The organism is Rhizobium lentis, from assembly GCF_014200175.1.
Classification (GTDB): Bacteria; Pseudomonadota; Alphaproteobacteria; order Rhizobiales; family Rhizobiaceae; genus Rhizobium; species Rhizobium mulingense.
In genome coordinates this window covers 129,489-143,502 of record NZ_JACHBD010000002.1, presented here as the reverse complement: position 1 = coordinate 143,502, position 14,014 = coordinate 129,489, and the positions used below count along the sequence as shown (strand labels likewise).

General features: G+C 64.4%; 8 protein-coding genes. 6 read left to right on the top strand and 2 right to left on the bottom strand.

Annotated features, from left to right (window positions below; genetic code table 11):
- Positions 1 to 50 precede the first annotated feature (50 nt).
- Together GGI60_RS06355 and GGI60_RS06350 are read left to right on the top strand one after the other, a co-directional pair.
- A complete protein-coding gene (locus GGI60_RS06355) occupies positions 51 to 2,330 on the top strand; it encodes an ATP-binding protein (protein WP_183914150.1) in 2,280 nt (759 codons plus the stop codon).
- A 110-nt stretch (positions 2,331 to 2,440) separates the two neighbouring features.
- Positions 2,441 to 3,319 (top strand): GNAT family N-acetyltransferase, encoded by an 879-nt coding sequence (locus tag GGI60_RS06350; protein ID WP_183914148.1) that lies wholly within the window; start codon positions 2,441 to 2,443, stop codon positions 3,317 to 3,319.
- A 216-nt stretch (positions 3,320 to 3,535) separates the two neighbouring features.
- On the opposite strand, the gene GGI60_RS06345 is transcribed toward GGI60_RS06350, so the two are convergent.
- Positions 3,536 to 5,821 (bottom strand): NADP-dependent malic enzyme, encoded by a 2,286-nt coding sequence (locus tag GGI60_RS06345; RefSeq protein ID WP_183914146.1) that lies wholly within the window; start codon positions 5,819 to 5,821, stop codon positions 3,536 to 3,538.
- Positions 5,822 to 5,934: 113 nt separating this feature from the next.
- On the opposite strand from GGI60_RS06345, the gene mutS reads away from it, so the two are divergent.
- From mutS to murJ, 4 genes are all read left to right on the top strand, one after another.
- Positions 5,935 to 8,661: a DNA mismatch repair protein MutS gene (mutS, locus tag GGI60_RS06340; protein ID WP_183914143.1), complete on the top strand. Its 2,727-nt coding sequence runs from the start codon at positions 5,935 to 5,937 to the stop codon at positions 8,659 to 8,661.
- An 11-nt stretch (positions 8,662 to 8,672) separates the two neighbouring features.
- Positions 8,673 to 8,948, top strand: coding sequence for a hypothetical protein (locus GGI60_RS06335; RefSeq protein ID WP_183914141.1), 276 nt, complete (start codon positions 8,673 to 8,675; stop codon positions 8,946 to 8,948).
- Positions 8,949 to 9,081: 133 nt separating this feature from the next.
- A complete protein-coding gene (locus GGI60_RS06330; RefSeq protein WP_183914139.1) occupies positions 9,082 to 11,988 on the top strand; it encodes a [protein-PII] uridylyltransferase in 2,907 nt (968 codons plus the stop codon).
- Positions 11,985 to 13,565, top strand: coding sequence for a murein biosynthesis integral membrane protein MurJ (murJ, locus tag GGI60_RS06325; RefSeq protein WP_183914138.1), 1,581 nt, complete (start codon positions 11,985 to 11,987; stop codon positions 13,563 to 13,565). Before GGI60_RS06330 ends, murJ begins: the two co-directional genes overlap by 4 nt.
- Positions 13,566 to 13,568: 3 nt before the next feature.
- On the opposite strand, the gene GGI60_RS06320 is transcribed toward murJ, so the two are convergent.
- Positions 13,569 to 13,997 (bottom strand): D-Ala-D-Ala carboxypeptidase family metallohydrolase, encoded by a 429-nt coding sequence (locus GGI60_RS06320; RefSeq protein WP_183914137.1) that lies wholly within the window; start codon positions 13,995 to 13,997, stop codon positions 13,569 to 13,571.
- Positions 13,998 to 14,014 lie beyond the last annotated feature (17 nt).

The window sequence follows — 14,014 nt, the reverse complement described above, 5'->3', positions numbered from 1 at the left end:
TATCGAATTCCTGAAGGCATTCGGAAGGGGCCTCATGTTAGCCAGATAGCATGCACAACCTGGGACAGTTGCAGGAAAGATTGTCCGCCGCCTTCGGCGGACCCGCCACCACGCCGTGTCAGGAGCGGATGGGGCAGCCCTCCCTGCGACCACATGCAAGCGCACATGCGGAAGCCAATCAGCGCCAGGCGTCCGACCCGACACGGCGCCTGCTGTTCTACTGGCTGCGCGGCGCCGGCCTGCTTGCCGCAACGATCCTCATGCTGCTTGCCCATGCCGGCCATCCGTTGCTGCTGCCGGGCGGGCTTGTCGTTCTCGGCCTGGCGGTGCTTGCCGGTTACCTCGTCCTGACGATCCGCCGGCGGGGGGCAAACAAGCCAGGCGGCCAATCGCTGCCGGAGCGCAACGACAGCACAAAGCTGTTCGCCGACGTGCACGACGTGCTCGGCGACATCACGGTCGGCCGCACCATGGACCGGCGCATCATCTCCGCCAACGATACGTTTCGCCGTCTGACCGGACGGCTGCATCCGGAAGGACGCAGCTGCGAGGAGATCGGCCTCGCCTTCCGTCCCGGTCCGATCCCACATTGCTACGATGTCGAAATCTCGACACCGGAAGGCCAGCGCATTTTCGTCTGGCGCGACGTCGTCACCCGCGATCCTGCGAACGGCCGCCTGTTGCTGCAGAGCGTTGCCCGCGACGTCACCGAAGAGCGGCTGATCGCGCAGAGCCGCGAGGAGGCCCGCCAGAAGGCCGAATATAACAGCGCCGCCAAATCCAGGCTGCTCGCCACCGTCAGCCACGAAGTGCGCACGCCGCTTTCCGGCATCCTCGGCATGACCCATCTGCTCGCGGAGACGCGGCTGACGCAGGAACAGCAGAATTATCTGACCAATATCCGCCAATCCGGCCACGCGCTGACGCAGCTCGTCGAAGATCTGCTCGATTTCTCCACCATCGAGGTCGGCCGCTTCGAGCTGCACCCGCGCTCCGAATCCCTGCGCAAGCTGCTCGAGAGCGTCGTCGAGATGCTCGCCCACCGGGCGCACGAAAAGGGTATCGAAATCGGCGCCACCGTGTCATCCGACGTGCCGGAGCAGATGAGCTTCGATCCGGCGCGGCTGCGCCAGGTTCTGTTCAACGTCATTGGCAACGCCGTGAAGTTCACTCAGGTCGGCGGCGTCTTCATCCGCGTCTCGCTTGACGCCGGCAACCTGTTGATCACCGTGGCCGATAGCGGTCCCGGCATGACGGCGGAGGAGCAGGCGCGCGTCTTCGGCGAGTTCGAGCAGGGCGGCACTGTCGCCGACAAGAGCAGCGGCACCGGGCTCGGCCTTGCAATCTCTGCGCGCATCATGCGCGAATTCGGCGGCGCATTGACGGTTGCCAGCGAAAAGGGCCTCGGCAGCGAATTCACCATCCGCTTTCCCGTCGAGATCGGCAGCGAACGGCCCGACCGGCGAAACACGCTGCTTGCCGGCAACAGCGTCGTGCTCTTGGCGCCGGCAGGGGCGGCGCGCACCGCCATCGCCGAGACCATCACCGCGCTCGGCGGGGTCTGCCATCTCGTCGGTGACGGCGAGACGGCGCGGGAAAAGCTGCTCGGCATGGCCAATGGCGGCGGCCGGCCGACCGATATCATCGTCGACCACCGCATGTCGGCGGAATTTTCCACTCACCTTGCCGACCGCGCCGAAATCGCCGCGCTCGGCCTGCGCAAGGTTCTGCTCGTCAACCCTGAAGAACGCAGCGCCCATCCGCTCGACCTGTTCGATGCCTGGCTCATCCGGCCGCTGCGCGAACAGTCGCTGATCGATGTGCTGCGCGGGCGCATGCGCGGCATGGAAAAGCGCGACGCGCTGAACGACAACCAGCCGGGCTTCGGGCTTTCGGTGGCGGAGGCGAGGGTGGCGGCGAGCGGGCTCAGCATCCTGCTCGGTGAGGACGATCCGATCAACGCCATGCTGGTGCGCGTCGTCCTGGAAAAAGGCGGCCACAAGGTGCGTCATGTCGAAGATTTCGAGACGCTGCTCGATTGCGCCCTCGGCGAGGCCGATACCCGCCCCGACATCATCATCAGCGATCTGTCGATGCCGGGCGGCAATGGCATCGACATGCTGGCACGGCTGCGCGGTCACGAACGGCGGCTCGATCTTGCGCCCGTGCCGGTGATCGTGCTGACCGCCGACAAGAGCGATGAATCGCGCCGCCAGGTCTTGCTCAACGGCGCCAACCGGGTCATGGTGAAGCCGGTCGACCCGCTGCGGCTGCTGACCGAAGTTCAGGCGGTAGCAGCACTTTCCGCCCGCCGGGCAGAGGCACGATAGAGCCCCCGTGGGGATCGGTACGCGTCTTGCCTCAGGAAATGCAATATGTCACTTTCCTGTCGTACAGAAGTGTTTTATGGCGTCGATAAGCCGGCAACCGGAGAATCGCCATGTCCTCCATCGACATTCTCAATCGTGACGTCACAGCCGAGGCTGCACGGCCGTCGACGGCTGCTGCGCAGAAGGACGGCGATATCCTTGGCCGCATCGGCAATCTGGAAACGCGTCTTGCCCGCACGGCGCGCGAGATCGACGCCGCCCAGGCGGTGCGCTACCGCGTCTTCGTCGACGAAATGAAGGCACAGCTGCCGCTCGACGCCATGCGCCGCCAGCGTGATGTCGACGCCTATGATGCCTTCTGCGATCATCTGCTTGTTCTCGACCGTGCGATCGAGGGCGATTCTGAAGACCAGATCGTCGGCACCTATCGGCTGCTGCGCCAGGATGTCGCCATGGCCAATGGCGGTTTTTACTCGGCTTCCGAATTCGAGATCGAGGGGCTTCTCGCCAAGCATCCGGACAAGCGCTTCATGGAGCTCGGCCGCTCCTGCGTGCTGCCGGAATACCGCACCAAGCGCACCGTCGAGCTTCTCTGGCAGGGCAACTGGGCCTATGCGCTGAAGCACGGGATGAGCGCCATGTTCGGCTGCGCCTCGTTCCCCGGCGTCTATCTGGAAAGCCATGCGCTCGCGCTGTCCTTCCTCTATCATAATGTGCTGGCGAAGGATGAATGGGCCGTCGGCGCACTGCCGCATCTCGCCCGCAACATGGACCTGATGCCGGTCGAGGCGGTCAACCCGAAGCGGGCGCTGATGGCCCTGCCGCCGCTCATCAAGGGTTATCTGCGCCTCGGCGCAATGGTCGGCTCCAGCGCCGTCATCGACCACGCCTTCAACACGACCGACGTGCTGATCGTGCTGCCGATCTCCAGCATTTCCGACCGCTACCTGAACTATTACGGCGCCGACGCCGGCCGCTTCGCGAGCTAGACCTTCTCTGGCCAGCTTGCAGCATGCTGCCCTGGCGCAAACCTGCCGGGTTGTCTGATCGGCGCCCTCATAGATCCGATCGCCTTCTCGTGTCCGACGGGTTCTCCCCATAGGCCGCCCGATAGAATGCCGCAAAACGGCCAAAGTGGCGCAGCCCGGCCGACGTGCTGCCGGCCGGGCGCTAAATGCCGTCTCGAATTGGAGGCAGAGGCCGGTTTACGAACCCGCCCCGTAGGCAGCGATCGCCGCCATGTTGACGATATCGCTGTCCTTGGCGCCCATCGAGGTGATCTGCACGGCCTTGTCGAGGCCGACGAGGATTGGGCCGATCACCGTCGAACCGCCGAGTTCCTGCAGCATCTTGGTCGAGATCGAAGCCGAGTGGAAGGCCGGCATGACCAGCACGTTGGCGGGGCCGGAAAGGCGGCAGAACGGATATTGCTCCATCACCTTGCGGTTCAGCGCGACATCGGCGGCCATCTCGCCGTCATATTCGAAATCGACGCGGCGCCTGTCGAGGATCTTCACCGCCTCGCGGACCCGCTCGGAACGTTCGCCGGAGGGATGGCCGAAGGTGGAATAGGCGAGCAACGCGACACGCGGCGGATAGCCCATGCGCCGTGCGAGGCCGGCGGCCTCTTCGGCGATATCGGCAAGCTCTTCGGCGCTCGGCATGTCGTGCACCGCGGTATCGGCAACGAAGACGGTGCGGCCGCGGCAGAGCGCCAGCGACACGCCGATGACGCGGTGGCCGGGCTTCTCGTCGATGCAGCGGCGCACATCCTCGAGCGCGGTCGAATAGTTGCGGGTGATGCCTGTCACCATGCCGTCGGCGTCGCCGAGCGCCACCATGCTGGCGGCGAAATGGTTGCGGTCGTTGTGAATCAGCCGCTGCGCATCGCGGTGGAGATAACCCTTCCGCTGCAGCCGGGCATAGAGGTAATCGATATAGGCCTCGACGCGGGTGGAGATGCGGGCATTGACGATCTCGAGGCCAGGGCGGTTGAGATCGATGCCGGCGCGCTCCGCCGTCGCCCGGATCAAGTCCTCGCGGCCGAGCAGCAGAGCGGTGCCTAGCTGCTGGTTGGCATAGGACAGTGCGGCGCGCAGGACCTGCTCTTCCTCGGCTTCGGCAAAGACGATGCGCTTCGGCCGGCGGCGCACACGCTCATAGAGGCTGGCGAGCGTCGAGGCGATCGGATCGCGGCGGGCCGAAAGCTCGCGGGCATAACCGGCCATGTCGGTGATGACCTTGCGGGCAACGCCGCTTTCGATGGCGGCCTGGGCGACCGCGACCGGGATGGCCGAGATCAGCCGCGGATCGAAGGGAACCGGGATGATATATTGCGCCCCGAAACGCGGCCGGTTGCCCTGATAGGCGGCGACCACATCATCGGGAACATCCTCGCGGGCCAGATTGGCCAGCGCTTTGACTGCGGCGATCTTCATCGCGTCGTTGATCGTCGAGGCGCGCACGTCTAGCGCGCCGCGGAAGATATAGGGGAAGCCGAGGACGTTGTTGACCTGGTTCGGATAGTCCGAGCGGCCCGTCGCCATGATGGCGTCGTCGCGAATGCGGGCCACCTCTTCCGGGGTGATTTCGGGATCGGGATTGGCCATGGCGAAGATGATCGGCCGATCCGCCATCGAGCGGATCATCTTGGCCGAGAAGGCGCCCTTCTGCGACAAGCCGAAAATGACGTCGGCCCCTTTCATCGCCTCTTCCAGCGTGCGGGCGTCGGTCTTTGCCGCATGCGCCGATTTCCACTGGTTCATGCCCTCGGTGCGGCCCTGGTAGATGACGCCCTTGGTGTCGCAAAGGATGATGTTTTCAGGGGCAAAGCCCATCGCCTTGATGAGCTCGACGCAGGCGATCGCCGCCGCGCCCGCACCGTTGCAGATGAGCTTGGTCGTCTTCAGGTCGCGGCCGGTCAGCTCCAACGCATTGATCAGGCCGGCGGCGGCGATGATCGCCGTGCCATGCTGGTCGTCATGGAAGACCGGAATATCCATCAGCTCGCGCAGCCGGCTTTCGATGACGAAGCAATCCGGCGCCTTGATATCCTCGAGGTTGATACCGCCGAAGGAGGGGCCGAGGAAGCGCACGCAGTTGATGAACTCGTCGACATTTTCCGTATCGATCTCGAGGTCGATGGAATCGACATCGGCGAAGCGTTTGAAGAGGACCGCCTTGCCTTCCATCACGGGCTTCGAGGCAAGCGCGCCGAGATTGCCGAGGCCGAGGATCGCCGTGCCGTTGGAAATGACCGCGACCATGTTGCCGCGCGCAGTGTAGTCGTAGGCCGTCTGCGGATCAGCGGCGATTGCCTTGACGGGCACGGCGACACCCGGGGAATAGGCCAGCGACAGATCGCGCTGCGTTGCCATCGGCTTGGTCGGGTTGATCTCCAGCTTGCCGGGCCGGCCCATCGCATGAAAGTCAAGCGCCTCCTGGTCGGTTACTGATGTCGCCGGCCGGTTCTTCTTATCGATATCGGGCATAAATCCTCCAACGTCCTGTGGGCGACGCTTTGCTCTTCCTCAAATGCTGTTGTCATCTATAGCGGCGCGCGGATAGGGTTGGCACCTGTTTTTTTGGGAAAAACTGCACCTCCGTGAACGCACGAATAGACACTGGAAATGAAGCCTTTTCGGCTGCCGAGCTTGCCACGGCGGAAAGCCGTGCGTCGGCGACGCCGATGATGGAGCAATATATCGAGATCAAGGCGAACAATCTGGGTTCGCTGCTCTTCTATCGCATGGGCGACTTCTACGAGCTGTTCTTCGAGGATGCGCTGGAGGCTTCGCGCGCGCTCGGCATCACGCTGACGAAGCGCGGCCAGCATATGGGCCAGGATATCCCGATGTGCGGCGTGCCGGTGCATGCCGCTGACGATTATCTACAGAAGCTGATTTCCCTCGGTTTCCGCGTCGCCGTCTGTGAGCAGGTCGAGGATCCGGCCGAAGCAAAGAAACGCGGCGGCAAATCCGTCGTCAAGCGCGATGTCGTTCGCTTGGTCACGCCGGGCACGATCACTGAGGAAAAGCTGCTATCGCCCTCGGAATCCAACTATCTGATGTCGCTCGCCCGCATTCGCGGTGGGGCCGAACCGGCGCTGGCGCTTGCCTGGATCGATATTTCCACCGGCGTCTTCCGGCTGGCGGAGACGGAAAGTTCGCGCCTGCTCGCCGACATCCTGCGCATCGATCCGCGCGAGCTCATCCTGCCCGATACGATCTTCCACGATGCCGAGCTGAAACCCGTCTTTGACGTGCTCGGCCGAACGGCGGTGCCGCAGCCGGCGGTTCTGTTCGACAGCGCCAGCGCCGAAGGCCGGATCGCCCGCTATTTCGGGGTTTCGACGCTGGACGGCTTCGGCAGTTTCTCGCGCGCCGAGCTTGCAGCGGCCGCAGCCGCCGTCGCCTATGTCGAGAAGACTCAGATCGCCGAGCGTCCGCCGCTTGGGCAGCCCGAGCGGGAGAGTGCCGCCTCAACGCTCTTCATCGATCCGGCCACCCGCGCCAATCTCGAACTTGCCCGCACGCTGTCGGGCGATCGCAACGGTTCGCTGCTGAAGGCGGTCGACCGCACCGTCACCGGCGGCGGCGCCAGGCTTCTGGCCGAGCGGCTGATGTCGCCGCTCACCGATCCCGGCCGCATCAATGCCCGGCTCGATTCGATCGGCTTTCTGATCGACGAGCCGTCGCTCTGCGGCAAGCTGCGCGACACGCTGAAACATGTGCCCGACATGCCGCGGGCGCTCTCCCGCCTGGCGCTCGACCGCGGCGGCCCGCGCGATCTTGCCGCCATCCGCCAAGGCCTGCAGGCGGCGGGCGGCGTTGCGGCCATGCTCGCAGACGCCATGCTGCCGGAAGAACTCGGCGAGGCGCTGTCCGGGCTGAAAGCGCTTCCCACGAGCCTGGAAACGCTGCTTGCCGAGACGCTTGCCGATGAACTGCCGCTGCTGAAGCGCGACGGCGGCTTCCTGCGCGACGGCGCCAGCGGCGAACTCGACGAGGTCCGGGCGCTGCGCGACCAGTCGCGCCGCGTCATCGCCGGGCTACAGCTGCAATATGCCGAGGAAACCGGCATCCGGTCGCTGAAGATCAAGCATAACAATATTCTCGGCTATTTCATCGAGGTCACCGCCGGCAATGCAGCCCCGATGACCGATACGGGGGAAGCCAAGGCCCGCTTCATCCACCGCCAGACGATGGCGAGCGCGATGCGCTTCACCACGACCGAACTTGCCGATCTCGAAAGCCGCATCGCCAACGCCGCCGACCGGGCGCTTTCGATTGAACTCGAAGCCTTCGACAGGATGACGGCCGCCGTCGTGGCTGAAGCCGAGGCTATCAAATCGGGCGCCCGCGCGCTGGCCGTGATCGACGTCGCCGCCGGCCTGGCGCTGCTCGCCGAAGAGCAGGCCTATTGCCGGCCCCTGGTCGACGGCTCGAAGATGTTTGCTATCGAGGGCGGCCGTCATCCTGTTGTCGAGCAGGCCCTGCGGCGTCAGGCGGGCGGCCCGTTCGTCGCCAACCACTGCGATCTTTCGCCGAAGGACGGCGCCAAGGACGGCGCCATCTGGCTGCTGACCGGCCCGAATATGGGCGGTAAATCGACCTTCCTGCGCCAGAACGCTCTGATCGCGATCCTCGCGCAGATGGGCTCCTTCGTGCCGGCGACATCAGCCCATATCGGCATCGTCGACCGGCTGTTCTCGCGCGTCGGCGCCTCCGACGACCTGGCGCGCGGGCGCTCGACCTTCATGGTCGAGATGGTGGAAACCGCCGCCATCCTCAATCAGGCGAGCGACCGTTCACTCGTCATCCTCGACGAGATCGGCCGCGGCACCGCGACATTCGACGGCCTGTCGATCGCCTGGGCGGCCGTCGAGCACCTGCACGAGGCCAATCGCTGCCGCGGCCTCTTCGCCACGCATTTCCACGAGCTGACCGTGCTGTCGGAGAAACTTGGCCGGCTATCGAACGCCACCATGCGCGTCAAGGAGTGGGACGGCGACGTCATCTTCCTGCATGAGGTCGGGCCCGGTGCGGCCGACCGCTCCTACGGCATTCAGGTCGCCCGCCTCGCCGGGCTTCCGGCCTCGGTCGTGGCGCGCGCCCGCGACGTGCTCACCCGTCTCGAGGATGCCGACCGCAAGAATCCGGCGAGCCAGTTGATCGACGACCTGCCGCTCTTCCAGGTGGCCGTGCGCCGCGAGGACGCGGCTCGCGGCCCGTCCAAGGTCGAGGAGGCGTTGAAGGCGATGAGCCTCGACGACATGACGCCACGCGAGGCGATGGATGCGCTATACGATCTCAAGAAGAAGCTGAAATAGGAGCGCGGCCGATGTTCATGGAAAAGCTGGTTCGCGAAACCGAGCGCCTCTCACTGATCTGCTCCATGTTCGACACGATGCGGCGCGCCGACCAGGACCGCGATGCGCGCGGCTGGACCTCGCCGATCGGCCTGCTGAAAATCACCCGCAGTTGCGCTATGATCTCGGAGCTCGCAACCGCGATCGCCAAGGCAGGTTATCGCGAATGCGACAGGCAGACGCTCGAAGAGATCCTGGGCGAGACACGGCAGGTGCTCTACGCGCTGAGAGCGCAGGCGACCGGATGAGGCTTTTGCCTAAAGTCGCCGCTTGCGTCAAAGCGTCCGGCACCCTGCTGCCGGCCAACACCATTTCGCCAAATTTAAAGGGTCTTGCAGTATGAGGACCTGTGTCAATCGCCGGGCAAAGAGGCTATAGCGCATGCAGACGAAACAAGCGGCAGGCCGCGAACCGCCAGCCCGGCATGAACAGGACGCCCCTCTGGCGAAAGCGATGCGCGACCTCGATTTCTCCACAATCCTCGACACCGAACTGCTGCAGAACAAATGCGACGCCGTTGCCGAAGCTAACCGCAACCGGCCCGACGTCATGCGCGCCGATCTTCTCGCCGTCTTGAAAAAGGCGAGCACGGAAGGCCGGCAAAAGGCGCGTGCGGCCCTTGCCGCCGACGGCAGCGGGCTGAATTGTGCCTACCGAATTTCCTGGCTGCAGGACCAGATCATCACCGTCCTCTACAATTTCGCCACCGCCCATGTCTTTCCGCAACAGAAGGACAAGTTCGCCGTCACCGCCGTTGGCGGCTACGGCCGCGACACGCTGGCGCCCGGCTCCGACATCGACCTGCTCTTCCTCTTCCTGCCGCGGCCGGCGGAAGAGACGCACAAGGCCGTCGAATTCATGCTCTACGTGCTCTGGGACATGGGCTTCAAGGTCGGCCACGCCACCCGCACGGTGGAGGAATGCATCGCGCTTTCCAAGTCCGACATGACCATCCGCACCGCCATTCTGGAGATGCGCTTTATCTGCGGGCTGCAGCGGCTGGAAACCGAGCTCGAGACCCGCTTCGACAAGGAAATCGTCACCGGCACCGGCCCTGAGTTCATCGCCGCCAAGCTCGCCGAGCGCGACGAACGCCACCGCAAGGCCGGCGACACGCGTTATCTCGTTGAACCGAACGTCAAGGAAGGCAAGGGCGGGCTTCGCGACCTGCACACGCTGTTCTGGATCTCGAAATATTATTATCACGTCCGCGACCAGGCGGAGCTGATCAAGCTCGGCGTCCTGTCAAAGCACGAATACCGCCTGCTTGAGAAGGCCGACGACTTCCTCTGGGCGGTGCGCTGCCATATGCACTTCCTGACCGGCAAGGCCGAGGAGCGCCTGTCCTTCGACATCCAGCGCGAGATCGCCGAGGCCTTCGGCTATCACACCCGCCCCGGCCTTTCGGCCGTCGAGCGCTTCATGAAGCATTATTTCCTCGTTGCCAAGGATGTCGGCGATTTGACCCGCATCCTCTGCGCCGCACTCGAAGACCAGCAGGCCAAATCGATCCCCGGCCTCACCGGCGTCATCAGCCGTTTCACCCATCGCACCCGCAAGATCGCCGGCAGCGTCGAATTCGTCGAAGATCGCGGCCGCATCGCACTCGCCGACGCTGAGGTGTTCAAGCGCGATCCGGTCAGCATCCTGCGGCTCTTCCATGTCGCCGACATCAATGGGCTGGAATTTCATCCTGATGCGCTGAAACGCGTCACCCGTTCGCTTGCCCTGATCGACAACAGCTTACGGGAAAACGACGAGGCGAACCGGCTGTTCATGTCGATCCTGACATCGAAACGCGACCCGGCGCTGATCCTGCGGCGGATGAACGAGGCCGGCGTGCTCGGCCGCTTCATCCCGGAATTCGGCAAGATCGTCGCGATGATGCAGTTCAACATGTATCACCACTATACGGTCGACGAACATCTGATCCGCACCGTCGACGTTCTCTCGGAGATCGACAAGTCGCGGGCCGAGGATCTGCACCCGCTCGCCAACAAGCTGATTTCGAACATCGAGGACCGCGAGGCGCTCTACGTCGCCGTTCTTCTCCACGATATCGCCAAGGGCCGGCTGGAGGATCATTCGATCGCCGGCGCCCGCGTCGCCCGCAAGCTCTGCGCCCGCTTCGGCCTGTCGCAGAAGCAGACGGAAATCGTCGTCTGGCTGATCGAAGAACATCTGACGATGTCGATGGTGGCGCAGACCCGCGACCTCACCGACCGCAAAACCATCACCGATTTCGCCGACCGGGTGCAGTCGCTCGACCGGCTGAAGATGCTGCTGATCCTGACGATCTGCGATATTCGCGCCGTCGGACCCGGCGTCTGGAACGGCTGGAAGGGCCAGCTACTGCGCACGCTCTATTATGAAACCGAGCTGCTTTTGGCCGGCGGTTTCTCGGAAGTCTCGCGTAAGGAGCGCGCCAACGCCGCCGCCGAGGCGCTGCGCGCTGCGCTCTCCGACTGGAGCCAGAAGGACCGCAATACCTATACCAAGCTGCATTACCAGCCCTATCTGCTCTCCGTGCCGCTGGAAGACCAGCTCCGCCACGCCCACTTTATCCGCCAGGCCGACAAGGCGGGCCAGGCGCTCGCTACCATGGTGCGGACCGACAGTTTCCACGCCATCACCGAGATCACCGTGCTTTCGCCCGACCATCCACGCCTGCTCGCCGTCATTGCCGGCGCCTGTGCGGCAGCCGGTGCCAACATCGTCGACGCGCAGATCTTCACGACGTCGGACGGGCGGGCGCTCGACACCATCCATGTCAGCCGTGAATTTGCCGACGATGCCGACGAACTGCGCCGCGCCGGCACCATCGGACGGATGATCGAGGACGTACTGTCGGGGCGCAAGCGCCTGCCCGAGGTCATCGCCACGCGCACGCGCAACCGCAAGAAAAGCAAGGCCTTCGTCATTCCGCCGTCGGTCAACATTACCAACAGCCTGTCGAACAAGTTCACCGTCATCGAGGTCGAATGCCTCGACCGGCCCGGCCTCTTGTCGGAGATCACCGCCGTGCTCTCCGATCTGTCGCTCGACATCCAGTCGGCCCGCATCACCACCTTCGGCGAGAAAGTGATCGACACCTTCTACGTCACCGATCTGGTCGGCCAGAAAATCTCGGGCGACAGCAAGCGCGCCAACATCACCGCCCGGATGAAGGCGGTGATGGCCGAGGAGGAGGACGAACTGCGCGAGCGCATGCCCTCCGGCATCATCGCGCCTGCCGCCACCGCCCGGACATCGCCCCCAGCCGAAAAGAAAGCCGATTCCCCAGCATGAGCCTCGTCAAGAAATTCGCGACCGTCGGCGGCGCCACCCTCGGCAGCCGGATCTTCGGCTTCGCCCGCGAAACGCTGATGGCGGCCGCACTCGGCACCGGCCCGATGGCTGACGTCTTCTATGCCGCCTTCCGCTTCCCGAACCTCTTTCGCCGGCTGTTTGCCGAAGGCGCCTTCAACGCCGCCTTCGTGCCGCTCTTTGCCAAGGAGATCGAGGCGAATGGCACGGATGGCGCCAAGCGCTTTTCGGAGGAAGTCTTCGGCGTGTTGTTTTCGGTGTTGCTCCTCATCACCATCGTGATGGAGCTTGCCATGCCGCTGCTGGTGCGCTTCGTCATCGCGCCGGGCTTTGCCGACGATCCCGAGAAGTTCTCGATCACGATCCGCATGGCGGCCGTGATGTTTCCCTATCTCATGTGCATGTCGCTGACGGCAATGATGAGCGGCATGCTGAATTCGCTGCATCATTTCTTCGCCGCCGCCATCGCGCCCGTCTTCCTCAACGTGGTGATGATCGGGGCGCTGTTCTATGCGCTCTACACCGGCGCCGATCCGCTGGCGACGGCCTGGTATCTCTCCTGGGGCGTGCTTGTGGCCGGCCTGCTGCAGCTTGCCGTCGTCTATGTCGGCGTGCTTGCGGCCGGCATGAGCATCGGCCTGCGCTTCCCGAAGATGACGCCGAACGTCAAACGGCTGCTGATCCTCGCGGTGCCGGCCGCGGTCACCGGCGGCATCACCCAGATCAACCAGCTGATCGGCCAGGCGATCGCCTCCTCCCGCGACGGCGCGATTGCGGCGCTGCAATATGCCGACCGCATCTACCAGCTGCCGCTCGGCGTCGTCGGCGTCGCCGTCGGCGTGGTGCTGCTGCCGGAGCTGGCGCGCGCCTTGAAGGCCGGCCACCTGCGCGAGGCCGGCAATCTGCAGAACCGCTCGATCGAATTCGTGCTGTTCCTGACCATTCCGGCCGCCTTCGCACTCTGGATCCTGTCCGACGAGATCATCCGCGTGCTCTACGAACGCGGCGCCTTCCATCAGGAAAACACCCTCGTCGTCGGCTCGATCCTGGCGATTTACGGCATCGGCCTGCCCGCCTTCGTGCTGATCAAGGCGCTGCAGCCCGGCTTCTATGCCCGCGAGGACACCAAGACGCCGATGCGCTTCTCGGCGATCGCCGTCGCGACCAATTGCGCCACGGCGCTGACACTCTTCCCCTATATGGGCGCGCCCGGCATCGCGGTCGCCGAAGCTACCGCCGGCTGGATCAGCACCGTGCTGCTGTTCACCACGCTGTTGCGCCGCGGCCATCTGACATGGGAATGGGCACTGGCGAAACGCGCCGCGCTGTTGATCGTTGCTGCCGCCGTCATGGGGGCGGCGATCGTCTTCCTCAAGCAGTATTTTGCGCCCTGGCTTGCCTCAGGCGCGCCGCTTCTCACCAAGATCGGTACGCTGGGGCTCTTGATTGCGATCTCCATGCTGGTCTATTTCGCCGCCGCCTTCCTGATCGGCGGAGCGAATCTTGGCATGATCCGGCGCAATCTGAACCGCAAGCCGGTGGCGGCGGAAGATGCATAGGCTCTAACAATCGACCCACCGCCTCCGCGGCCCGACATCGACATGGACGATGCCGTTGCAATAGCTGCCGATGCCGCCGATACCCGGTGCGCTGCTTGCGGCGGCGATGATGGCGCGCTCCGACAGGCCCGGAACCCTGATATCGGCCGCCAGGCATTTGCCATGCAGGGAACCATGACGGCGAGGATGCGGCCTCAGGCCGGAGGTTATCATCGGGCGGCGTCCGGTTCTCGCGGCGATATGCGACAGCACTGCCCGAAGACGCGCCGGAAAACAGCCGGCACGGACGCTGACGGTCTGGACCGTATAGGCGAGACGCGCCTCATGTTTCGGCAGATGAATGGCCGGCCTTTTGCTGTCTTGACCGACGGCGCTGGTTGCTGATTGTAGGGCGAAAAGGCCTGCCATGGCGAGCAAAGCGGGGTTCTGCATGGGTCCCTCCGGGCGGT

What these genes read in the sequence shown, in the direction of transcription:
- GGI60_RS06355 (WP_183914150.1), top strand. Translation starts at nt 51, where the DNA reads ATGCACAACCTGGGACAGTTGCAGGAAAGATTGTCCGCCGCCTTCGGC.
- GGI60_RS06350 (WP_183914148.1), top strand. Translation starts at nt 2,441, where the DNA reads ATGTCCTCCATCGACATTCTCAATCGTGACGTCACAGCCGAGGCTGCA.
- GGI60_RS06345 (WP_183914146.1), bottom strand. Translation starts at nt 5,821, where the DNA reads ATGCCCGATATCGATAAGAAGAACCGGCCGGCGACATCAGTAACCGAC.
- GGI60_RS06335 (WP_183914141.1), top strand. Translation starts at nt 8,673, where the DNA reads ATGTTCATGGAAAAGCTGGTTCGCGAAACCGAGCGCCTCTCACTGATC.
- GGI60_RS06330 (WP_183914139.1), top strand. Translation starts at nt 9,082, where the DNA reads ATGCAGACGAAACAAGCGGCAGGCCGCGAACCGCCAGCCCGGCATGAA.
- murJ (WP_183914138.1), top strand. Translation starts at nt 11,985, where the DNA reads ATGAGCCTCGTCAAGAAATTCGCGACCGTCGGCGGCGCCACCCTCGGC.
- GGI60_RS06320 (WP_183914137.1), bottom strand. Translation starts at nt 13,997, where the DNA reads ATGCAGAACCCCGCTTTGCTCGCCATGGCAGGCCTTTTCGCCCTACAA.